Origin of the sequence: Hyphomicrobium sp., assembly GCF_047600905.1 — a bacterium.
Taxonomy (GTDB): domain Bacteria; phylum Pseudomonadota; class Alphaproteobacteria; order Rhizobiales; family Hyphomicrobiaceae; genus Hyphomicrobium_B.
This window is the reverse complement of sequence record NZ_JASGKD010000001.1, coordinates 3,161,901-3,182,758: the sequence shown is the minus strand read 5'-3', so window position 1 is coordinate 3,182,758 and position 20,858 is coordinate 3,161,901. Positions and strand designations below refer to the sequence as shown.

The window sequence follows — 20,858 nt, the reverse complement described above, 5'->3', positions numbered from 1 at the left end:
GTCAGGAATTTGACGGCTTTCGCGTCGACGATTGGAACATGCCGGGCAGCGGCAGCCCCGCCCCGACAAGCGGCATCGTGCTGACAGGCGTCACCTCGGTGGCGGCTTGAGCATCCATGCCCATCGGCGCAGCTTTCGTGCATACGCTCGCGACGTACGACTTCTTGGTGACAGGCTCATCGCCGCGGCGCGTATACTTGTCGTATTCGATCGACTGCACGATGTCGTTGCCGGCAAGCCCCAGGCCGCCCTTTGCGTCGATCGCCGCCATTTCGTGCATGCACATCTTGCCCGGCTGCACGCACATGTTGACGATCAGATTGAAAAGCTGCGGCTCGACGGTCGGAAACTTCTTTACGGGCACGCTCTCGCTCGGACGTTCGAGTTCGAGATACTCTGTCCGCCCGAGATTGCCGCCGTTCGAAGCCTTGACGTCCGACACCCACTTGTCGAACCCGGCGTCGTCAACGGCGAGGAAATCGAAGCGCATCGTCGAGAAACCTGAGCCGCTGTAGTTCGACGAAAAGCCCTTGAAGGTGCCGGGCTTGTTGATGACGGCATGCAGCTGCGTCTGCATCCCCGGCATCGCATAGATCATGCCGGCGAGCGCTGGAACGTAGAACGCGTTCATCACCGAGGAAGACGAGATATCGAAGCTCAGCGGCCGCCCGACAGGCGCCGCCATTTCGTTCACGGTCGCAATCCCTTGCTCCGGATAAATGAACAGCCACTTCCAATCGAGCGCAACTACCTGGACTTTGAGCGGTTTGACGCCCTGCGCGATCTCCTTGTCGGGGCCCGTCCGGCTGAGCGGCCGGAAAGGATCGAGAAGATGCGTTGCCATCCACGTGACGGCGCCAAGGCAAATGATGATCAGGAGCGGAGCCGACCAGATGATGAGTTCGAGGTGGGTCGAATGCGACCAATTCGGATCGTACTGCGCGCTCTTGTTGTTTTCGCGGTAGTGCCAGGCGAACCAAGCCGTCAGCGCCATCACCGGCAGGATGATCAACAGCATCAGGACGGTCGAGATGACGACGAGATCCCGCTGCTGGATGGCGATGTCGCCTGAGGGATTGAGTACGACAGCGTTGCAGCCGCCGAGCAGCGCAAGCATCGGCAGCAGCGCAAATATCCGAAAACGTTTCAAGGCAGGTCGCATCCTATCGCCAGAGCTTCCTCTGATCTCCGCTAAACGTGCGCGGGATGAAGCTAAATTGGACAATTTGCCCAACGCCAGTTGGCCGCAGGATGCCTCTCGGCAACATATCACTTCAAGTATAGCTTTTATTGTCAGGCAGCCGACGTCGAAGCCGTCCCAAAGCTAGACCTGATTTGAGCGGAATTTGCCACTTTATTCGACGTTCGGAAGGCGTGTCGGCCGGACGCGCCCGGGCTTTAAGGCATCGTCATGAAGTTGGATCAACAGACCGCCCAATCCATGCTCAGGGCGGCGATGCGCGTTCCCCAGGCTCCGGGAAAGTACGATGTCTTCGCCTGGATTGACGGCGACGGCCTGCACACGATCACTGTCGCGTGGAAATCCTTCACCAAACGCTCGGTCGCTCTGGAAACCGCCGTCCTGGAAGAGGGCGAGGAAATTCAAACCAACGCCGGCCCGCTTCCCAACGGCATGGGCCGCAACACCGGCCGCTATGTCGGATCGTTCCGGGTCGACCGCAAGCCCGATGCTGCAGGCGAGCCATGACAGCGGGCTTAGGCACCCGGTGGAACGGCTTACGCCGCCCGTCCCGACAGCCGCTTCAATTCCCCGACGAGGGTATCGGCCATCCGCTTCGCCGAATCGTCCTTCGCCGCGGCGAGCTCCGCTTCCGCCGATTTCAGCTCGTCCGAAATCGTCGCCCCCGACAGCTCATCGACGTCGTAAGCCTTCTCAGCCAGGATCGTCAGACGCGACGGGTCGACTTCCACGAACCCCGATTTGACGAACAGCCGCTTGCGAACGCCGCCCGCGGTCACATCGATCACACCCGGACGCAGCGTCGAAATCACCGGTGCGTGGCCGGCCAGAACCGCGAAGTCGCCCTCGCTGCCGGGCACCACGACCTGATCGGCATCGACCGACATCAGCACCCGCTCGGGGGAGACGAGTTCAAATCTGAATGTGCCTGCCATGACGCTTCCGATCCTCCGAAGGCATTCGACCTGATTTTTTTATTATGCTGGGCGCGGTTCTTCTTCGCCGTCATCTTCGGCGCCGGCCTTGGCCCTCACTTCTTCCGGCGTCTGCAGCTTGGTGCCGCAGAACGGGCAGAAGAAAAGCGGATGATCGACGAGCCCGGGCTCGTCTTCCTCGAGATCGACGAGCCCGACGGTCATATAGATGACCTCGTCGGGACCCACCGTGATCAAGGGTTCGAAGTCCCCGCCTTCGAGAGCCTCTTTTAGCTCCTCGCAGCAGCTTCCAAACGTCTTTCCGGCTTCCGCCATGAACTCATTTCTCCTGGCGGCGCCTTCGGACGGACCTTCCGCTCGAAGCGCGTAGCCTCTTGTTATGCCGCTTCCGCGAGCTTCTCTGCCTTCGCGATCGCTTCGTCGATCGAACCGACCATATAGAACGCCGGCTCCGGCAGGTGATCGTACTCACCCTCGCACAGGCCTTTGAACGCCTTGATGGTATCCGCGAGCGCGACGAGTTTGCCCGGCGAGCCGGTGAACACTTCCGCGACGTGGAACGGCTGCGACATGAAACGCTCGATCTTGCGGGCGCGGGCAACAGTCAGCTTGTCCTCTTCGGAAAGCTCGTCCATGCCCAAGATCGCGATGATGTCCTGCAGCGACTTGTACTTCTGCAAAATCGCCTGAACCTTACGTGCCACCTGATAGTGCTCTTCGCCGACGATGCGCGGGTCGAGCATGCGCGACGTCGAGTCGAGCGGATCGACCGCCGGATAGATGCCCTTTTCCGCGATCGAGCGCGACAGCACGGTCGTCGCATCAAGGTGAGCGAACGAGGTGGCCGGCGCCGGGTCGGTCAAGTCGTCGGCCGGAACGTAGATGGCCTGAACCGAGGTGATCGAACCCTTCTGCGTCGTCGTGATGCGCTCCTGCAGCGCGCCCATGTCGGTCGCGAGCGTCGGCTGATATCCGACGGCCGAAGGAATACGGCCGAGAAGCGCCGACACTTCCGAGCCCGCCTGCGTGAAGCGGAAGATGTTGTCGACGAAGAACAGCACGTCCTGACCCTGGTCGCGGAAGTGCTCGGCGACCGTCAGGCCCGACAGCGCCACGCGGGCACGCGCGCCCGGCGGCTCGTTCATCTGCCCGTAAACCAGCGCGCACTTCGAACCGGCCGCCGATCCGTTGTTCTTCTTCGGATCCTTGTTGACGTTCGAACTCGATCATTTCGTGATAGAGATCGTTGCCTTCGCGCGTACGTTCACCGACGCCTGCGAACACCGAGTATCCGCCGTGCGCCTTGGCGACGTTGTTGATCAGCTCCATGATCAGAACCGTCTTGCCGACTCCGGCGCCGCCGAACAGGCCGATCTTGCCGCCCTTGGCGTAAGGCGCGAGCAGATCGACGACCTTGATGCCTGTGACGAGAATCTGCGCTTCCGTCGCCTGATCCTCGAACGTCGGCGCCGGCTGATGGATGGCGCGCGTTGCATTCGTCTTGATCGGGCCGGCTTCATCGACCGGCTCGCCGATGACGTTCATGATCCGGCCGAGCGTTTCATCGCCCACCGGCACCGAGATCGGCGCGCCTGTGTCGATGACCTGCTGACCGCGAACCAGACCTTCCGTCGAGTCCATGGCGATGGTGCGCACGGTGTTCTCGCCGAGATGCTGCGCAACTTCGAGAACGAGGCGTTGGCCGTTGTTCGTCGTCTCGAGCGCGCTCAAAATTTCCGGCAGCTTGTCAGCGAAGTGCACGTCAACGACGGCACCTGTCACCTGGTAAATCTTCCCTACGTTCTGTGGCATTTTTTTCTCCAGTGAAATTGATCAGGCGACTGAAAGCGTCACCGGGATGTTGTTGCGCGTCGCCTTCGAATACGGGCAGATCTGATGGGCATCTTCGATCAATGCCTGCAGCTTGTCCTTGTCGGCGCCGGGAATGGCCAGTGTCAGATGCGCCTTGAGGCCGAAGCTCGTCGCATCCTTGTCGAGTTCGACCTCGCATGTCACCTTCGCGGCCTGTCCGTCGAGACCGTGCTTTTTGGCAAGAAGCAAGACTGCCTGGCCGAAGCACGCCGACCAGCCGAGCGCGAAAAGCTGCTCGGGGTTGTGGCCTTCGCCGCTGCCGCCGAGATCCTTCGGCAGCGCCATCGCCAGGGCGAGCTTGCCGTCTTCGAGAACGGCACGGCCGTCTCGGCCGCCCTTCGTTGTTGCACGCGTCACGTATGCCATGACTTACCTCTCGATCAGAGCGCTTCCGCGCCCGAAATGATCTCGATCAGTTCCTTGGTGATGTTGGCCTGACGCTGACGGTTGTACTTGATCGTCAGCTTGTTGATCATGTCGCCGGCGTTGCGCGTGGCGTTGTCCATCGCCGTCATCTGCGCACCATAGAACGACGCGGAATTCTCAAGCAGGCCGCGGAAAATCTGCGTCGAGATATTGCGCGACAGCAGGAAGCCCAGAACCTCTTCCTCGCTCGGCTCGTATTCGTGCACCGCGCCGGCACCCTTGGCATCCGCCAACTCGCTGACCGTCGCCGGGATGAGCTGAAGCGCGGTCGGCTTCTGCGCAATGACCGACTTGAATTCCGAGAAGTAGAGCGTCGCGACGTCGAACTCGCCCGCCTCGAACATCTCCAGCACGCGTTTGGCGACGTCTTCGGCGTGCGCGAACGTCAACTGGCGAACGCCCTGGAAATCCTTGCGCTCGACGATATTTTTGCCGAGATCGCGCCGCAGGTTGTCCGCGCCTTTGCGGCCGACCGTCAGGATCTTCACCGTCTTGCCGTTCGCGATCAGCCGTTGCGCATCACTGCGCGCCAGCTTGGCGATGTTCGAATTGAAGCCGCCGCAAAGACCGCGCTCGGCCGTCATCACGATCAGCAGATGCACCTGGTCCTTGCCGTTGCCGACCAGCAGCGGCGAAGCGCCGGCTTTGTCCGACACTTTCGATGCAAGGCTTCCGAGCACCGATGCCATCCGCTCGGCATAGGGCCGTCCGGCGGCCGCGGCCTCCTGCGCCCGGCGCAGCTTTGCAGCCGCCACCATCTGCATGGCTTTGGTAATTTTCCGCGTCGCCTTCACCGAAGCGATGCGGTTGCGCATGTCTTTTAAGCTCGCCATCGGGCGTTCTCCTCAAGGAACCCGATTAAGCTGCAAAGCCCTTGGCAAACTTGTCGAGGAACTCGACGAGCTTCTTCTCCGAGTCGGCCGACAGTGCCTTTTCCTTGCCGATCGTCTCAAGCAGCGTCTTCTCCGAGCGAAGCCCGGCGAGAACGCCCTGCTCGAACTTGCCGACAGCCGAAACCGGAATGGCATCGAGGTAGCCGCGCGTACCGGCGAAGATGACTGCGACCTGCTCTTCCATCTTGAGCGGCGAGAACTGCGGCTGCTTCAGAAGCTCCGTCAGGCGCGCACCGCGAGCGAGCAGCTTCTGCGTCGCCGCATCGAGGTCCGAGCCGAACTGCGCGAAGGCCGCCATTTCGCGGTACTGCGCCAACTCGCCTTTGATCTTGCCGGCGACCTGCTTCATCGCCTTCGTCTGCGCCGAAGAGCCGACGCGCGACACCGACAGACCGACGTTCACGGCCGGACGGATGCCTTGATAGAAGAGGTCGGACTCAAGGAAGATCTGGCCGTCGGTGATCGAAATCACGTTGGTCGGAATGAACGCCGACACGTCGTTACCCTGCGTTTCGATGACCGGCAGCGCCGTCAACGAACCGTTGCCGGAAGCATCGCCGAGTTTCGCGGCACGTTCCAGCAAACGAGAGTGGAGATAGAAAACGTCGCCCGGATAAGCTTCGCGGCCCGGCGGACGGCGAAGCAGCAACGACATCTGGCGATAGGCAACGGCCTGCTTGGAAAGGTCGTCATAGGCGATCACGGCGTGCATGCCGTTGTCGCGGAAGTATTCGCCCATCGTGCAGCCGGTGAACGGCGCCAGGTACTGCATCGGCGCCGGATCGGATGCCGTTGCGGCGACGACGATCGAATATTCGAGAGCGCCGCGCTCTTCGAGAACCTTGACGAACTGCGCGACCGTCGAGCGCTTCTGGCCGACGGCGACATACACGCAATAAAGCTTCGCGCTTTCGTCGGTGCCCTGGTTCAGCGGCTTCTGATTGAGGAAGGTGTCGAGAATGACCGCCGTCTTGCCGGTCTGGCGGTCGCCGATCACGAGCTCGCGCTGCCCGCGGCCGATCGGGATGAGCGAGTCGATCGCCTTGAGGCCGGTCGCCATCGGCTCATGCACCGACTTGCGCGGCAGGATGCCGGGCGCCTTGACGTCGACGCGCATCTTCTTGTCGAACTTGATCGGGCCTTTGCCGTCGATCGGATTGCCGAGACCGTCGACCACGCGGCCGAGCAGGCCCTTGCCGACCGGAACTTCGACGATGGCGCCGGTCCGCTTGACGGTGTCGCCTTCCTTGATCGTCCGGTCGTCGCCGAAAATAACGACGCCGACGTTATCGGCTTCGAGGTTCAGCGCCATGCCGCGGATGCCGCCGGGGAACTCGACCATTTCGCCGGCCTGGACGTTGTCGAGGCCATAGACGCGTGCGATGCCGTCGCCCACCGACAGCACCTGCCCGATCTCGGAAACCTCGGCTTCTTTGCCGAAGTTTTTGATCTGATCCTTGAGGATCGAAGAAATTTCTGCGGCCCGGATTTCCATTGAGACCTCGTTCCTTGGTCGTTTCCATTTATCGGAGCCTGGATCGGCTCCTTATTCCAATTGTTAAGCGCAAACCTCGCCGTGTCGCTGGCCGGCCCGACGACCGTCAGCGGAACCGCGAAGCTTTTTAGGCTCCGGCTCCGCTCAGCACCGCCTTCATGTTCTGAAGCTTGGTCTTGAGCGAGGAATCGATCATGCGACTGCCGACCTTGACGATCAGGCCGCCGAGAATGCTGGGATCGACGCGCGACTGCAGCGTCACGTCCTTGCCGACCGACGCCTTGAGCGTCTCTTTCAGTGCAGCGATCTGTTCGTCGTTGAGAGCGAACGCGCTTGTCACTTCGGCCGAGATCTCGCCGCGCGCCTTGGCGGCGAGCAGGCGATAGGCCTTGATCATGTCTTGGATGACGAACAGCCGGCGATTGGCCGTCACGAGCTTCAGGAAGTTGGCGGTCAGGCCGCCGATGCCCGCTTTATCGAGAATAACCACGATCGCCTTGCTTTGATCGTCGGCTGCGATCACCGGGCTGCGGACGAGGCGCACGAGATCCGGGCTCTCATCGAGCAGCGCCTGAAAATTCACGAGATCTTTTTCGATCGTTTCAACTGCCGAACTCTCGTTTGCGAGTTCGAACAAGGCCGACGCATACCGCCCGGCCACCCCATCAACGCTTGTATCGTCTGTCGCCACGTCGCTCTCACTTCGCGCCTTGGGGCGCATAGAGGGCGGGGCACAAAAAAGGCCCTAAATTGCGCCCGCTCCGAGGAAAGGCTTTTGACAAAAAAAGAGCGAACGGGGCCGGAACCCACCAGCCGCCCCCTTCCAAAGCCGGGCTGTCCTTAACATGCACTCCCGAACGCTTCAACAGTGCGCCAAGAGGGCGCGTTGCCGCATTACAATTTTGCAAGAAGCCAGAATTTCGGGCGTTTCCTCGCGCCTTTTGCTCAGAGCGCGCCCTAAATCCTGAACGAAGGTCTGGGCCGCCGTTCAAACTCCGTTCAGCCTGGGATTGCTAAACAAGCTTCAACACGCGATCGGCCAATGGCCCGCGCTGCAAGTTTAGGTCCCTGCACTTCACGTCCCAGCACTTCGGGACCCGCCAAAAGCGGGTCCTTTTTTATGTCAGAGTGCGTCGCGCATGATGATCGGGAACCGCCAGGGCAGCACGAACACTAAGTCGAACCCGACATCGTAATCCTGATATTGCGGATTGCGCGCCAGCCAGAGGTCGGCTGCGCGCCGCACCCGCCGGCGCATCGTCAGCGTGATGGCGTCTTCGGCATCTTCCGTCGTCTGCCGCCGCTTCACCTCGATGAAGGCCACCCGGCGCTTGCGAATCGCAATCAGGTCGATTTCGCCGACCGGAGTTTTGAAGCGCCTGCCCAGAATGCGATGCCCCGTCACCATATAAACGGCCGCGACGATCGTCTCCGCCGTCAGCCCGCTGCGATGGCGCCGCCGGCGTTCGAGCCGCTGCCGAAATTCATCGTTGACGTTGGAGCTCATGGCCGCGCGTCCTTCGCCTTGATCCCAAGCCCGTAAACGCGCGACTTCGGCACCCCGAATTCATCCGCCAGCGCCTTCGCCGCGTCCTTGAGACTCATGACCTCAAGCGCGCGCGCAAGGCGCTCGGCCAGCGCGTCATCGCTGACCGATTGAGCCTGCTCCGGCCCGACCACAATGACAACCTCGCCCTTGAGGCCGTCCACCGAAGTTGCCGCGATCTCCGTCAGACTGCCGCGCACAATGGCTTCGTGAAGCTTCGTCAGTTCGCGAGCCACAACCCCCTGCCGGCCGCCGAAAAGGCTCGCCATATCGGCAAGCGTTTCCGCTACCCGATGCGGTGCCTCATAGAAAACCAGACTGCCCGGAACGGCCGACAGTTCCGCCAGGCGCGCCCGCCGCGCCGCCTGCTTCGGCGGCAGGAACCCCGCAAAGAAGAACGCATCCGTAGGCAATCCGCTGGTCGTCAAAGCCGCAAGAAGCGCCGACGCACCCGGAATGGCGATGACCGGAATTCCGTCCGCCGCTGCCGCGCGAACCAGCTTGAATCCCGGATCGGAAAGAAGCGGCGTGCCGGCATCCGAGATCACCGCGATGCGCTTGCCCGATTTCAATTCGGCAATGATGCGCTCGCTTTCGCGCTCTTCATTGTGATCGTGAAACGGCCGCGTCCGGGTTGTAATGGCATAATGCTGCAGAAGCTTGGCCGAATGCCGCGTGTCTTCGCAATATATCGTATCGGCCCGCGCCAGCACCGAAAGCGCGCGCAGGCTGATATCGCTGAGATTTCCGATTGGCGTCGCAACGAGATAAAGCCCCGGCGCCAGCGGTTCGGATATGAGCGCCGCTATCGCCGCTTCCGCTCGCGCCGATGGTCCCAACCCTGCAACGCGCCCGGCGGCCGGCTCCGAATCGGAAAATGTACGGTCGTGATCCAACAGAATGACCCAGCGGACTCGCAATAATGAGACCCACCTTTATCAACCCGCAGGTGCGACTGAAAGCTTTTGCGGCCAGTTTCGCGAATGCCGGCTTAAGCCGCGATAGCCTCGCCGATCGGCAGTATGGCCGGAGCGTGCGAAACGCCGAGCACATGCACGGTGGCGCGACGGCGAACCCGGCCGCCCATGTCCATGACGGAGGACAACTCGTCGACCAGCGAGGTCAGCGCATACTGCGCCAGATCAAGCTGCTGAGTTGCAGACGCATGACAGCGGGTCGCCTCCTCGGCGCGGCGCGCAGCGCCCATTACGATATCGTTGAGGTAAGTCCACTGATCCGCCAACGATAGCCGGCGCGGCGCGGAGACCTTCGGCAATTCCGCTTGAACCGCGACTTCTCCAAAAGCCCAGACGGCGAATTGCCAAGCAGCCGAAACCGCCCGCTGAATTGCAGCGGATATATAGGCAACGGCAATTTTCGATGTATCTGCCATAAATTCGAGAATCTGGGGAATAGGTTAGGAGACAATTAAAATTGCCGTGATTTGGTCAAAATAACAAGTAATGCGCAGGCCGTTTTTATCTCATTTTTTAAATTAAGGACAAATTCCGAAAATATCGCCCGGGAATCCGGGATCGGAATCGTCATGGCCTTTGAATATCGCGATGCACCCGAATCAAATTTCGAGTGAATGCAGTCGGCCCAGCAAATTCCTCTCGCTTCAGACCTTCAGGCGAAAATCACGCGACGGATATCATCCGCAGTCGCCCCTTCGTCGCGCAGCGCGCGCAGCCCCATATCCTGGTTCGACTTCGAAAGCTTTCGCCCGTCCGACCACTTGATGACGCGATGATGCGAATAGACCGGCGCCGGCAAATCGAGCAGCTCTTGCAAAAGCCGCTGCAGATCCGTTGCCGCCAGCAGGTCTTGTCCACGCGTGACATGCGTCACGCCTTGCCGCGCATCATCGACGACGACGGAAAGATGATAGCTCGCCGGCACTTCCTTGCGCACGATGACGGCATCTCCCCAGCGCGCCGGATCAGTCGTTATTGTTTGCTCTGAGCCATCGTCTGCGACTTCGATGAATGTCAGTGGCTCGTCACCGCGTTTCGCGCGCAAGGCCTGCATCGCGCCGTCCATGTTGATGCGCAGTGCGGGCGTTTCACCCGCGGCCATCCGCGCGCCGACTGCTTCCGCAGATGCGCCGCGCCAGATACCCGGATAAAGCGGCGCGCCATCGGGATCGGTCTTTGTCGGATCAGCCGCGTCGGCAATTTCCTTGCGCGTCGCAAAACACGGATAAAGCAAACCCATCGCGATCAAACGATCCGCTGCAGCGAGATAGTCGGAGAAATGCTCCGACTGCACCAGCACCGGCTCCTCCCAGGTCAGTCCCAGCCAATTGAGATCTTCGAAAATCGCCGAGACGAATTCCGGCCGCCGCCGCTCGATATCGATATCCTCGATGCGCAACAAAAAGCGTCCGCCGTTTCTGCGCGCGGTATCGTGAGCGATGATGGCAGAGAGCGCGTGTCCGAGGTGCAGAAGCCCGTTGGGCGACGGCGCAAATCGCGTAACGGATGTCATCGGGCGCGATCGCTCGCTCGATTTGGCTGTAAGCGATGATGATATTTATGCGCGGTGATCTGATGACTCATGGACTCAACTGTCGATAGGGTCGGCCGCGGCGGCTTCTGAATTTCCGCTCGCATTCTATATTCCGGTGTCGGACGTCAATGGTCCGCAAATTGGATGCGCGAAGCTTGCACCTCTGGCAATGGCAAAACCGTGACGCATGCACACCCTGCAGGCAAACGAAATCCCGCGAGAATCTTATGGTCGAAGCTAGACTCGGGATCAAATAGCGCGTGCACCATCATGAATCCCCGGATGAAATTGCGGACCAAGGATAATCTGCTAAATCGGGATAGGAGATTTTCATTGGCCCGTCCGCGACACATTACCGTAACGACCGAGCGCCAGCTCAAGGCTGCCGCGACGATGCTCGCCGATCAGTGCAAAGTCATGTCGCGCATTTTGAAACGCACCGGCTTGCCGCCGCTCAGAGATTTTTCCGGCGATTTCTCCGGTCTTGCGAAAATCGTCGTCGGCCAGCAGCTCTCCGCCCAAAGCGCCGCCGCGATCTGGGGCCGCATCGCGGAAGCGCTTTTTCCGCTGACGCCGGAAATCATCGCCGCATCCAGCGACGACGATTTGAAGCGTCTCGGCCTTTCGAGCGGCAAGATCCGGACGCTTCGCGCCTTGTCGCTGGCGGTCCTGCAAGACGGCCTCGACTTCGAAATGCTCAACGCCGAACCCGATGACATCATCATCGAGCGACTGACGGCAATCCACGGCATCGGCCCGTGGACGGCCGACATCTATCTCTTGTTCGCCTTGCGCCGCCGCGACGCCTTTGCGGCTGGCGATTTAGCGCTTCAGCTCGCGGCCCAGCATCATTTCAAACTTGAGCGCCGTCCGACCGCCGAAGAGCTGACCCGAATCGCCGAACGCTGGCGCCCCGCGCGCGCCATCGCTGCGCAACTCTTGTGGGCCGATTATGCCGTGGCGCGCCGCGCTCTCCTGGGGAAAGCCCAAAAGACGGCTTCGAAAAAATCTTCGAACCACCTGAAATAACAAGAGAAATTCGTTTCCGCGACAGATCGGACCGAATGCTTCACAGAACTGATATGCGCGGCTAGTATCCCGGCGTCCAAGTGGGGCCAAGACGCGATTCGTCGGATCGAAAAACCGCGAGGTTTGCGCGACTGTGAATGCTCACGTGACAATACCGGACAATTGTCCGGCTCTTGTGCTGAACGCCGATTTTCGGCCGCTCAGTTACTATCCGCTGTCCCTGTGGAGTTGGCAGGACACGGTGAAAGCGGTGTTTCTCGACCGGGTGAATATCGTCTCGGAATACGAGCGCTACGTCCGCAGCCCATCGTTCGAGCTGAAGCTGCCGAGCGTCGTTTCGCTCAAGACCTACGTGAAGCCCGCGCTGTATCCGGCCTTCACTCGGTTCAACGTTTTTCTGCGCGACCGCTTCACCTGCCAGTACTGCGGCGACAAGAGCGACCTGACGTTCGACCATCTGATTCCGCGTTCGCGCGGCGGACAAACGCGATGGGACAACGTCGTTACCGCCTGTGCGCCGTGCAATCTGAGGAAGGGCGGATTGATGCCGCGCGCCGCCGGAATGTTCCCGGCGCACGAACCCTATCGCCCGACGGTCTTCGAGCTGCACCGCAACGGCCGGCTATTCCCGCCGAATTACCTGCACGAAAGCTGGCTCGATTATCTCTACTGGGATACCGAACTCGAACCGTAGCCGCTTCGCCGCATGGCCGCCCTTGAGGCAGCCATGACGTTGATGAGCGCGGGCCAGCTTAAGCCGCTCGCTTGATCGGATGCGCGCAAAGCTCGGACGCGATGAGATCAACGACGCGTTCCCAGCTAGCACCTGCTTCGGATTTCAGCCCGAAAGCAATCAGCGCATCGGCAGGGGCGCCGCCATCCCGAAAAATCCGCGCGCACTGCTCACGGCTGACGGCCACGGCTTGGTGCCATTGAACGGGACTCAAATAATCTGGAACCGAGGGGGTCATTGGATCGGACTCCGTATAACCTATGATCGTGAAACGATTCCAGGAGCTTCGCGTTTCCAAACTTAGGCGGCAGACACACAGAGCGCTGTGACATCACTACGCGAGACCGTGTCACATGATGTCTCGATTGAGGGCTAACTCGAATCACGCTCCGTGCGTCTGCCAGCTCGTTGGAAAGCCAATGCTCTCCGAAATCCTTTTTATGCCAACGCTTTACATCTCGACGCGCACGCAACGCTGAACTTGCGCCCTTTCGGGTCATCTGCCTTTGGCAAGAGCGGCCGCAACGATGGCATTTCGGACCACCTCGCTCGCCACATCTCCAACCGCACGCCAACCCCAATCCTCCTGATCCGCACGCGTCTCGGACCCGACCAAGTGATCGTCGCGAGAGGTGCGGGCGAACCGCAAGGACATACGCTTTGACGATTTTGTCGAAGCAGTTCGCCTAAGTTTGTTAAACGCCCCGGACAGGACCGCTTTCGGCGACTGTCCGCACTCAGACGCAACGCTACGCAACAAGCGGGACGCAACAACGCTACGCTTACTCAAATTTGGGGCGGATCCTGGCGCCGCCAATGGCTCGATGGCCGCCGTCCCAGGCACCGCACTCGAAAAACGCAACGCATACGCCACGGAGAAGGCTCCCTACGCTTGAACATATCCACACGACTTTGAAACTCAGTCTCGTGTGTCCCGCGAACGAAGCAAGAATAGCCGTCACATTCGGGCAACGCGAAGGCGCGATTCAGGCTGCCCCATGATATTCAGCTGCATGTTGCCTTGACTGTTTCAGGCACGCAACGAAATCAACGTTTTTGCGTGCATCGACAATTGTGGAAAATCAAATCGCGGCGCTAAACCGTGCGGCTGCGCGCCCAAGCGGCGAACGCGGCGGCAAACGAGATCGCCATCAGCAGCGCCGACGCCACGACATTCCAGCCGGCGAACGAAATGCCGAGAAAGCGCAATGACGCCTCATCGCACTTGATCACCTTGGTGTGCTGGATTTCGTCCAGGAGATTGCCGGCCGAAGTGGTCAGCGATTGTCCGCCCCCGCACGTCGCCGGGCCCGGCCAGAATTTCCATTCCGCACCGGCGTGGTAGACGCCGAGACCGGCATTGGCCAGAAACGCTAGCGCCACCAGAAAGAAGAGCACGGCCGCCCAGCGCCGGCAACCGCCCGCAGTCAGTATGAGCGCCACGAACAGGACGGGGATGCCGGCATAGTAGGCATAGCGCTCGATCAGGCACAGCATGCACGGCACGTAGCCGCCAATGTACTGAAAGCCGAGCGCCGTCAGGATCGTGAAGGCCGCAAGGAACAGCGCCAGCGCACCGAGCCGGTAGTCCGATCCTCGCCCCGATTGCTCTGTAAAAGCCATGCTGACAAATCCCGGCTCGAACCTGACTAGAAAACATACCGGACGGCGACGAACCCGCCGACCAGCAGCACGACGAACGCCGTCGTCACAAGCCCGAGCCGCTTCTCGATAAAGGCCCTGATCGGCTCGCCGAAGAAATATAGGAGACCGGCAACCAGATAGAAGCGCATGGCCCGCGCGACGATGCTGGCGCCGATGAAAGCCATGAAGTTCATCTTTCCGACGCCCGCCGCGATCGTCACGACCTTATACGGGATCGGCGTCATGCCTTTGATGATGACGGCTGGCACGCCGTATTCCTGCACGAACGTCATGAAGCTATCGAGCGCGTGCTCACGCCCGTAAAACCTCAGGATCGGCAGGCCTACCGCATCGTAGAGATAATAGCCGATCGCATAGCCCAGAATGCCGCCGAGCACCGACGCGATCGTCGCGACCGTCGCGTACCACCAAGCCTTCTGGCGGTCGCTCAACACCATCGGAACGAGCATCACGTCGGGAGGGATGGGAAAGAACGAGCTTTCGATGAACGAGACCGCGGCGAGCGCCCATGGGGCCTCCTTGCTGGCCGCCATCCGCATCGTCCAATCGTAAAGTCCCCGAAGCATGTCAGTTGCTTAACCGGCGGCCCGTCGCTTGTCCACACCGTCCGCAGGCTGAAAGCTGTCTGACAGTTTGGCAACGACGGCATTCAACACCAGGCGGCCCTGTGGTGTCACTCGAATGCGGTTAGACGTCATCGACGAGACATCGGGCGGCAGCCCAGGTCCGGCGCATGCGATAATTTCGTCGAGCTCGTTCGCACGCCAGTCGCCCGATCCGGTCCGACCCGCCGACGCGCCGGACTGAAGCAAGCCGAGGTCCTTGAGCTCTTCGATTGCTGACGCGCTCGGACGTGCTCCGCCAAGATTTGCAAGGCGGCCAAGATCGACGCCTTCCGAAAGCCGCAGACCCATCAGCAGCATCTCGTCCGCCTGTTCACTTCGTGATAGCGCCGTCAATTCGACGATGCCGTTGCCGTTCTCTTCCACGCGCGCGACCCACCCCTCGGGATTGCGTTCGGCAATCGTCGCCTCGCGCGCGGCATCGGCAACGATGCGGCCGTGCGCGCCCGGCCCGATGCCGGCGTATTCGCCATAGCGCCAATAGAGAAGATTGTGCCGGCTTTCCGCCCCAGGCCGCGCGTAGTTCGAAACTTCGTAAGCGGCGAGCCCGCGGCCCGTCGTCATCTCTTCGGTGATTTCGTAAAGCGCGCTGGCATCGTAGTCGTCCGGCACGACCAGCTTTCCCGCTGCATGCAACGCCGCATACGGCGTGTCCGGCTCTATCGTCAGCTGATAGAGCGAGAGATGATCGCCCGCGAGATCGAGCGCCTCGGCAAGCTCGCGACGCCACGCATCCGCGGTCTGCACCGGCCGTGCATAAATAAGGTCGAACGAAAACCTGTCGAACGTGGCGCGCGCAATCTCGATCGCGCCTTTTGCTTCTGCGACGCTGTGAATGCGTCCGAGCTTACGCAGCTCATCGTCTCGCAGCGATTGCACACCGATCGAAACGCGATTGACGCCTGCTGCGCGAAAGTCGCGGAAGCGCTGAGCTTCGACACTACCGGGATTGGCTTCAAGCGTGATCTCGGCGTCTTGCGCAATGCCCCAGCGCTTGCCGATGTGCTCGACGATGGCGCCGACTGTCTTCGCCTGCATCAGCGACGGCGTGCCGCCACCGAAGAACACACTTGTGACGGAACGCGAGCCGATCCGATCCGCCACCCAATCGATCTCACGCCGATAGGCGGCAAGAAACCGGTCCTCGTCCCAGCCCTTGTGGCGCACATGACTGTTGAAGTCGCAGTACGGACACTTCTGCGCGCAAAACGGCCAATGCACATAAACGCCAAACGGTGTGTCGCGATCAGTCATTGCTCGCCGCCAGCATCGCTTTCGCCAGTTGCCGCCAAGCCGGTTCTTCGTTCGACGGTGCACGTTGAAGCTCGCGCGCAAGAGCATCGAGATAACCTTCGAGCGTCGCGTTCTTCCACTCGGCTCCATGTGCAACGAGATCATCTTTCATGCGCGCGACGAACGCCGCGGCTTCCACGCGGGTTGAAAGACTGGCCGCCGCCGCCGCGAACGCGTCGACGTCTCGGCCCCCGCTGACGTTTGTTGGCGTGGGTGCGATGCCGTCGAGCATCGCGGCTTTGAAGGCCGCGAACGCCCGCGTCCGGTGCGAAATCGCATATTTCTCTTTCGGCTCCATCTCGCCGAACGTCCGCGTTTCGCCGTCCGGCACGAACATCGGATCATATCCGAAGCCGTTGCCGCCACGCGCCGGCCAAACAAGATGCCCGAACACGCGGCCTTCGAAAATCTGCGCGTCGCCATCGGGCCAGGCGAGACAAAGCACCGAAATGAAATTCGCGCGCGGAGCTTGCCCCGCCCAGCCGTGACGCGCAGTGATTTCGTCGGCGACCTTCTTCATCGCGACGCCGAAATCCTTGCCCGGGCCGGCCCAGCGCGCCGAATAAATGCCGGGCGCGCCACCCAGACATTCCACCTCCAGACCGGAATCATCCGCAAGCGCCGGAAGCCCCGAACCCTTGGCCGCCGCAACCGCCTTCAATCGCGCATTGCCTTCGAATGTGGCCTCAGTCTCCTCCGGCTCTTCGAGACCCAACTCTGCCGCCGAAACCGCATCGAGCCCGTACGGCTGAATGAGCTGGTTGATCTCCCACACCTTGCCCGGATTGTGGCTCGCAACCACGAGCTTCATGCCTTTCCAAAGTTTGTTCACGACAGCCCCCAGATGCGGGCTTCCGCGAATTCGAGACAGTTGCCGGCCGGATCGCGGAAATAGATCGAGCGTCCGCCCCGCGGCCATTCGAAATCCGCCTCGATCGGAACGCCGAGCGCATCGAGCCGCGCTCTCCACTCCGCGATATCGACGGTCGTCGCACGAAAACACACGTGCCCTTCACCCTCCGCGCCGTGAGGCGGCACTGGCAGAGCGTCATCGGCAGGCGGAATGCGCGTAGCATCCGGATTGAAGATCAAAAGCATCTGCGGTCCATAGCGGTAAAAGATGTGCCGGCCAGCTGCGGCAGCGAAGGGATCCAGCCCGAACACGCGGCGATAGAACAACTCGATGGCATCGAGATCGCGCGCGTAAAGCACCGTTTCGAGAATCCCGAGCGGCGCGGGTGCCGGCTTCAGATTGATGCCCATAGGAACAATCCGAGGCTGAATGCGCCGAGCCCGCTCCTGACCGCATGCAGCCAGCCCCAGCGCTCGACGAGGGCGCGCGTCTCGTCATCGGCATGTTCGGAGGGTGTTGCTTCGAGCGTTTTGTTCACCGGCATGATCGCAAACCACGTGAACGGCCAGTTGGCGAGCAGCGCCGCCCCGCCCGCGAGCCAGATGACCTTGCCGGTTACGATCCATTCCAGTGTTCCGAGAACGAAACCGATGACCGCCAGCGACGCCTGCATCAGAAACCCGCGCTTGTACGCGGGTTTCCATTCGTCGAGCATCGAGCGGTCATCAAGAGAAAGCCGTGCCGGTTGTTCCGCCCAGTTGATATAGATCGCCGCGCCGGTGAAGAGCGCGGCGACGGCGAGAGCGAAAGGTCCGAACATGGTCAGGCTCCTTCAAAGCCTCAAGCGACCGTGAGCTTCTGAAGCTGAACGAGTTCGCCGATCCCCTTCTTGGCAAGCCCCATCAACTCGGTGAACTTCTCTTCCGTGAACGGTGTCGTCTCCGCCGTGCCCTGGATTTCGACAATGCCGCCAGATCCGGTCATGACGAAATTGGAATCGGCATCCGCGTTGCTGTCCTCGGCATAATCGAGATCGAGCACCGGCTCTCCCTTGTAGAGCCCGCACGAGACGGCGGCCACATGATCGCGAAGCACGGTGTCTTTCACCATGTCGCGCATTTTCATCCATTGGATGCAATCATGCAGAGCCACCCATGCTCCAGTGATCGACGCCGTCCGCGTGCCGCCATCGGCCTGGATGACATCGCAGTCGACCGTGATCTGCCGTTCGCCGAGCTTCGTTAGATCGACGACGGCGCGCAGCGCCCGTCCGACCAGCCTCTGGATTTCCTGGGTCCGGCCGGAAGGATGCCCGCTCGTGACCTCGCGCCGGGTCCGGTCGTGCGTCGAGCGCGGCAGCATCGCATATTCGGCCGTCACCCAGCCGCGGCCCTGCCCCTTCAGCCATTGCGGGAGACGCTCTTCCAAGCTCGCCGTGCAAAGAACATGGGTATCGCCGAATTTGATCAGGCAGGAGCCCTCGGCGTATTTGGAAACGGCCCGCTCGATTGAAACACGGCGCAACTCGTCTGGCTTGCGTTTGGAAGGTCGCATGAGTTCCCTGAATTGTTGGTATTGCGGCCGCGACCCTAATGAAGGCCCCCCCGGCCTTCAACCGGAAACCTTTAGTCGAAATGGGGGGTGCGCCGGGCCGCCCGGCGGCGCAATATTTGACGTAGAGGCCCGTCATTCATAGATTTTACCGATGCGCATAGAAGAGCAAATCGTGGCCGCGACCCTGCTGGACGGCAAAACCCCACTGCAAAAGCTTAACGAGCGGTCGCGGACCATCCTTCGGCGCATCGTCGAGAGCTACCTTGCGACGGGCGAACCTGTCGGTTCCCGCAACCTGTCGCGCGCCCTGCCTATCGCGCTATCGCCCGCCTCGATCCGCAACGTCATGTCGGACCTGGAGCAGCTGGGCCTCATCGTCTCGCCGCACACCTCCGCCGGCCGCCTGCCGACCCAGCTCGGACTCCGCCTGTTCGTCGACGGCCTGCTCGAGGTTGGCGACGTCACACCCGAAGAACGCCGCCAGATAGAAACCCAGATCGCTTTCCGCCGCGACAAGTCGGTCGACCAGCTTCTGGCTGAGGCCGGCGAGATGATGTCGGGCCTGTCGCGCTGCGCCGGCGTGGTGCTGGCCGAGAAGCAGGTCGCCCGCCTACGCCATATCGAATTCGTGCCGCTCGAACCCGGCCGCGGCCTCGTCATCCTCGTCGATGAAGACCAGAACGTCGAAAACCGCATCATCACGCTGCCCGAAGGTTTGCCGCCGTCGGCGCTGCAGGAAGCATCGAACTACCTGAACACCCACCTGCGCGGCCTGACGCTGACCGACGCCAAAGCCGAACTCGAAAAATCGCTGAGTGCCGCTAAGGCCGAGCTCGATCAGCTGACGCAGAAGGTCATCCAGGCGGGCCTGGCCGAATGGTCGGGCGTGTCGGATGATCGCAAGAGCCTGATCGTGCGCGGGCAAAGCAATCTTCTCAAAGACGTCACCGCCGCCGAAGACCTCGAGCGCATCCGTCAGCTCTTTGATGCATTCGAGTCCAAGCAAGATATCGTCGAGTTGCTGGGCGCATCCGAAATCGCCGATGGCGTCCGCATTTTCATCGGCTCGGAGAACAAGCTGTTTTCGCTGTCGGGATCATCCTTGATCGTTGCCCCATTTCGGGACCAGACGCGCCATGTCGTCGGCGTTCTCGGCGTCATCGGTCCGACGCGGCTTAACTACGCCCGCATCATTCCGATGGTTGATTATACCGCCAAGCTCGTCAGCCGCCTGATCGGCTGATCCCACGCAGCCCAACCGCCTTGATTTTTACGGCCCGGCGGCCGATATCCCGGCACCGGAATTTGCACAGCCTTTCCAGCGAAGAGAAAAATGAGCGACGACAAGAAGGCCATCGACGAGACGAGCCAACCGGGCCCCGCTGCCTCCGCGGAAGGGGGCGAGGTCGGCGTCGAGCAACTCAAAGCCATGATCGCTGCCCTTCAGGCCGATCTCGAAAAGAAGTCCGCCGAAATCGCGGCCAAGCAGGATCAGTACCTGCGCGCCGTTGCCGAGACCGAAAACGTCCGCCGCCGTCTCGAAAAGGAAAAGGAAGACATCGGCAAATACGCCATCACCAAGTTCGCCAAGGACATTCTCTCGGTCGGCGACAATTTCCAGCGCGCCATCGCCGCCGTGCCGAAGGACGCTGTCGAGACCGACCCCGCGCTGAAATCGCTGCTCGATGGCGTGACGCTGGCGGAGCGCGACTATAAATCGGCGCTTGAGCGTCACGGCGTCCGCATCATCGATCCGACCGGCAAGCCGTTCGATCCCCATCACCATCAGGCGGTCATGGAGCAGGAAAATACGTCCGTCCCGGCCGGAACCGTGCTCCAGGTCTATCAGGTCGGCTACATGATCGATGACCGCAACCTGCGTCCGGCGATGGTCGTCGTCTCGCGTGGCGGACCAAAGCCCGCCAAGACCGACGACACCGCATCGGCTACGGCGAAAGAGCCGCCTCAAGCCGACGCTTGAGCGGCTGGACCGCCCGCCTGCGACGACGTTACCGCGTTAGGACTTTGCAAACGCTGAAAAGAAAGCAAAGCCCTGCCGCCTAGCCGCCTGCTGGCGCTTCAATCGCGGAAAAAAGCACACAAATCGATGCTTTAGGTCAAAGCGGGCAAAGCCGGATGGGCGCAATCCAAAGGCGATAAAGTTGATCCATTGAGGGGATAAGAAGCGTTGCACGCCCAAAACAGGCGCCTATATAACCGTCGGTCACA

The 20,858-nt window shown here is 61.1% G+C and carries 23 protein-coding genes and 1 pseudogene; 5 read left to right on the top strand and 19 right to left on the bottom strand.

Going from position 1 to position 20,858, the window contains the following annotated elements:
- Position 1: 1 nt before the first annotated feature.
- Positions 2-1,150 carry a ubiquinol oxidase subunit II gene (gene cyoA / locus QM780_RS15330; protein ID WP_415071312.1) on the bottom strand — a complete coding sequence of 383 codons (1,149 nt, stop codon included), beginning with the start codon at positions 1,148-1,150 and terminating at the stop codon, positions 2-4.
- 261 nt (positions 1,151-1,411) lie between these two features.
- On the opposite strand from cyoA, the gene QM780_RS15325 reads away from it, so the two are divergent.
- Positions 1,412-1,708 (top strand): hypothetical protein, encoded by a 297-nt coding sequence (locus QM780_RS15325; RefSeq protein ID WP_415071311.1) that lies wholly within the window; start codon positions 1,412-1,414, stop codon positions 1,706-1,708.
- Positions 1,709-1,737: 29 nt separating this feature from the next.
- On the opposite strand, the gene QM780_RS15320 is transcribed toward QM780_RS15325, so the two are convergent.
- The 11 genes and pseudogenes from QM780_RS15320 to gluQRS form a co-directional block, all read right to left on the bottom strand.
- Positions 1,738-2,136, bottom strand: coding sequence for a F0F1 ATP synthase subunit epsilon (locus QM780_RS15320; RefSeq protein ID WP_415071310.1), 399 nt, complete (start codon positions 2,134-2,136; stop codon positions 1,738-1,740).
- Between the two features lie 42 nt (positions 2,137-2,178).
- On the bottom strand, positions 2,179-2,451 hold the full coding sequence (locus tag QM780_RS15315) for a hypothetical protein (protein WP_415071309.1): 273 nt from the start codon (positions 2,449-2,451) through the stop codon (positions 2,179-2,181).
- Positions 2,452-2,513: 62 nt separating this feature from the next.
- A pseudogene (gene atpD / locus QM780_RS15310) lies at positions 2,514-3,948 on the bottom strand (F0F1 ATP synthase subunit beta).
- Between the two features lie 21 nt (positions 3,949-3,969).
- Positions 3,970-4,374, bottom strand: a complete 405-nt coding sequence (locus QM780_RS15305; protein ID WP_415071308.1) for an organic hydroperoxide resistance protein — start codon at positions 4,372-4,374, stop codon at positions 3,970-3,972.
- A gap of 14 nt (positions 4,375-4,388) precedes the next feature.
- Positions 4,389-5,267 (bottom strand): F0F1 ATP synthase subunit gamma, encoded by an 879-nt coding sequence (locus QM780_RS15300; RefSeq protein ID WP_415071307.1) that lies wholly within the window; start codon positions 5,265-5,267, stop codon positions 4,389-4,391.
- Positions 5,268-5,292: 25 nt separating this feature from the next.
- Complete coding sequence (atpA, locus tag QM780_RS15295; protein ID WP_415071306.1) at positions 5,293-6,822, bottom strand: F0F1 ATP synthase subunit alpha; 1,530 nt, start codon at positions 6,820-6,822, stop codon at positions 5,293-5,295.
- A 127-nt stretch (positions 6,823-6,949) separates the two neighbouring features.
- Positions 6,950-7,513 carry a F0F1 ATP synthase subunit delta gene (locus tag QM780_RS15290; RefSeq protein WP_415071305.1) on the bottom strand — a complete coding sequence of 188 codons (564 nt, stop codon included), beginning with the start codon at positions 7,511-7,513 and terminating at the stop codon, positions 6,950-6,952.
- A gap of 432 nt (positions 7,514-7,945) precedes the next feature.
- Positions 7,946-8,329, bottom strand: a complete 384-nt coding sequence (locus tag QM780_RS15285; protein ID WP_415071304.1) for a YraN family protein — start codon at positions 8,327-8,329, stop codon at positions 7,946-7,948.
- On the bottom strand, positions 8,326-9,264 hold the full coding sequence (gene rsmI, locus QM780_RS15280; RefSeq protein ID WP_415071303.1) for a 16S rRNA (cytidine(1402)-2'-O)-methyltransferase: 939 nt from the start codon (positions 9,262-9,264) through the stop codon (positions 8,326-8,328). The genes QM780_RS15285 and rsmI overlap by 4 nt, the downstream gene beginning before the upstream one ends.
- Before the next feature lie 95 nt (positions 9,265-9,359).
- Complete coding sequence (locus QM780_RS15275; protein WP_415071302.1) at positions 9,360-9,761, bottom strand: hypothetical protein; 402 nt, start codon at positions 9,759-9,761, stop codon at positions 9,360-9,362.
- A gap of 236 nt (positions 9,762-9,997) precedes the next feature.
- Complete coding sequence (gluQRS, locus tag QM780_RS15270) at positions 9,998-10,858, bottom strand: tRNA glutamyl-Q(34) synthetase GluQRS (protein ID WP_415071301.1); 861 nt, start codon at positions 10,856-10,858, stop codon at positions 9,998-10,000.
- A gap of 354 nt (positions 10,859-11,212) precedes the next feature.
- Between gluQRS and QM780_RS15265 the strand changes: the two genes are divergently transcribed.
- Positions 11,213-11,908: a DNA-3-methyladenine glycosylase family protein gene (locus tag QM780_RS15265; RefSeq protein WP_415071300.1), complete on the top strand. Its 696-nt coding sequence runs from the start codon at positions 11,213-11,215 to the stop codon at positions 11,906-11,908.
- Between the two features lie 133 nt (positions 11,909-12,041).
- Complete coding sequence (locus QM780_RS15260) at positions 12,042-12,602, top strand: HNH endonuclease (protein WP_415071299.1); 561 nt, start codon at positions 12,042-12,044, stop codon at positions 12,600-12,602.
- A 1,134-nt stretch (positions 12,603-13,736) separates the two neighbouring features.
- Here the strand turns inward: QM780_RS15260 and QM780_RS15255 are convergent.
- From QM780_RS15255 to rph, 7 genes are read right to left on the bottom strand one after another with little or no spacing between them, the layout of a single operon-like run.
- Complete coding sequence (locus QM780_RS15255) at positions 13,737-14,264, bottom strand: disulfide bond formation protein B (RefSeq protein WP_415071298.1); 528 nt, start codon at positions 14,262-14,264, stop codon at positions 13,737-13,739.
- A 26-nt stretch (positions 14,265-14,290) separates the two neighbouring features.
- Positions 14,291-14,872 carry a YqaA family protein gene (locus tag QM780_RS15250; protein WP_415071297.1) on the bottom strand — a complete coding sequence of 194 codons (582 nt, stop codon included), beginning with the start codon at positions 14,870-14,872 and terminating at the stop codon, positions 14,291-14,293.
- Positions 14,873-14,881: 9 nt separating this feature from the next.
- Positions 14,882-16,183, bottom strand: a complete 1,302-nt coding sequence (gene hemW, locus QM780_RS15245; protein WP_415071296.1) for a radical SAM family heme chaperone HemW — start codon at positions 16,181-16,183, stop codon at positions 14,882-14,884.
- A complete protein-coding gene (rdgB, locus tag QM780_RS15240) occupies positions 16,176-17,054 on the bottom strand; it encodes an RdgB/HAM1 family non-canonical purine NTP pyrophosphatase (RefSeq protein WP_415071295.1) in 879 nt (292 codons plus the stop codon). The genes hemW and rdgB overlap by 8 nt, the downstream gene beginning before the upstream one ends.
- The gene (locus tag QM780_RS15235) at positions 17,051-17,485 is read right to left on the bottom strand and encodes a VOC family protein (RefSeq protein WP_415071294.1); all 435 of its coding nucleotides are present in this window, start codon (positions 17,483-17,485) and stop codon (positions 17,051-17,053) included. The genes rdgB and QM780_RS15235 overlap by 4 nt, the downstream gene beginning before the upstream one ends.
- On the bottom strand, positions 17,470-17,895 hold the full coding sequence (locus QM780_RS15230; protein ID WP_415071293.1) for a DUF1772 domain-containing protein: 426 nt from the start codon (positions 17,893-17,895) through the stop codon (positions 17,470-17,472). The genes QM780_RS15235 and QM780_RS15230 overlap by 16 nt, the downstream gene beginning before the upstream one ends.
- A gap of 20 nt (positions 17,896-17,915) precedes the next feature.
- Positions 17,916-18,629 carry a ribonuclease PH gene (gene rph / locus QM780_RS15225; RefSeq protein ID WP_415071292.1) on the bottom strand — a complete coding sequence of 238 codons (714 nt, stop codon included), beginning with the start codon at positions 18,627-18,629 and terminating at the stop codon, positions 17,916-17,918.
- Between the two features lie 151 nt (positions 18,630-18,780).
- Here rph and hrcA point away from each other — a divergent pair, with 151 nt between their 5' ends.
- Both hrcA and grpE read left to right on the top strand, forming a co-directional pair.
- Positions 18,781-19,872 carry a heat-inducible transcriptional repressor HrcA gene (gene hrcA / locus QM780_RS15220; RefSeq protein WP_415071291.1) on the top strand — a complete coding sequence of 364 codons (1,092 nt, stop codon included), beginning with the start codon at positions 18,781-18,783 and terminating at the stop codon, positions 19,870-19,872.
- Positions 19,873-19,962: 90 nt separating this feature from the next.
- Positions 19,963-20,610, top strand: a complete 648-nt coding sequence (gene grpE / locus QM780_RS15215; RefSeq protein ID WP_415071290.1) for a nucleotide exchange factor GrpE — start codon at positions 19,963-19,965, stop codon at positions 20,608-20,610.
- The last annotated feature ends 248 nt before the right edge of the window (positions 20,611-20,858 follow it).

Excerpts from the sequence above, each read along its gene's own strand:
- QM780_RS15275 (WP_415071302.1), bottom strand. The coding sequence starts at position 9,761 with ATGGCAGATACATCGAAAATTGCCGTTGCCTATATATCCGCTGCAATT.
- grpE (WP_415071290.1), top strand. The coding sequence starts at position 19,963 with ATGAGCGACGACAAGAAGGCCATCGACGAGACGAGCCAACCGGGCCCC.
- QM780_RS15320 (WP_415071310.1), bottom strand. The coding sequence starts at position 2,136 with ATGGCAGGCACATTCAGATTTGAACTCGTCTCCCCCGAGCGGGTGCTG.
- QM780_RS15305 (WP_415071308.1), bottom strand. The coding sequence starts at position 4,374 with ATGGCATACGTGACGCGTGCAACAACGAAGGGCGGCCGAGACGGCCGT.
- gluQRS (WP_415071301.1), bottom strand. The coding sequence starts at position 10,858 with ATGACATCCGTTACGCGATTTGCGCCGTCGCCCAACGGGCTTCTGCAC.
- QM780_RS15325 (WP_415071311.1), top strand. The coding sequence starts at position 1,412 with ATGAAGTTGGATCAACAGACCGCCCAATCCATGCTCAGGGCGGCGATG.
- QM780_RS15235 (WP_415071294.1), bottom strand. The coding sequence starts at position 17,485 with ATGGGCATCAATCTGAAGCCGGCACCCGCGCCGCTCGGGATTCTCGAA.
- hemW (WP_415071296.1), bottom strand. The coding sequence starts at position 16,183 with ATGACTGATCGCGACACACCGTTTGGCGTTTATGTGCATTGGCCGTTT.
- QM780_RS15230 (WP_415071293.1), bottom strand. The coding sequence starts at position 17,895 with ATGTTCGGACCTTTCGCTCTCGCCGTCGCCGCGCTCTTCACCGGCGCG.
- QM780_RS15315 (WP_415071309.1), bottom strand. The coding sequence starts at position 2,451 with ATGGCGGAAGCCGGAAAGACGTTTGGAAGCTGCTGCGAGGAGCTAAAA.
- rph (WP_415071292.1), bottom strand. The coding sequence starts at position 18,629 with ATGCGACCTTCCAAACGCAAGCCAGACGAGTTGCGCCGTGTTTCAATC.
- QM780_RS15255 (WP_415071298.1), bottom strand. The coding sequence starts at position 14,264 with ATGGCTTTTACAGAGCAATCGGGGCGAGGATCGGACTACCGGCTCGGT.
- hrcA (WP_415071291.1), top strand. The coding sequence starts at position 18,781 with ATGCGCATAGAAGAGCAAATCGTGGCCGCGACCCTGCTGGACGGCAAA.
- QM780_RS15250 (WP_415071297.1), bottom strand. The coding sequence starts at position 14,872 with ATGCTTCGGGGACTTTACGATTGGACGATGCGGATGGCGGCCAGCAAG.
- QM780_RS15300 (WP_415071307.1), bottom strand. The coding sequence starts at position 5,267 with ATGGCGAGCTTAAAAGACATGCGCAACCGCATCGCTTCGGTGAAGGCG.
- atpA (WP_415071306.1), bottom strand. The coding sequence starts at position 6,822 with ATGGAAATCCGGGCCGCAGAAATTTCTTCGATCCTCAAGGATCAGATC.
- QM780_RS15285 (WP_415071304.1), bottom strand. The coding sequence starts at position 8,329 with ATGAGCTCCAACGTCAACGATGAATTTCGGCAGCGGCTCGAACGCCGG.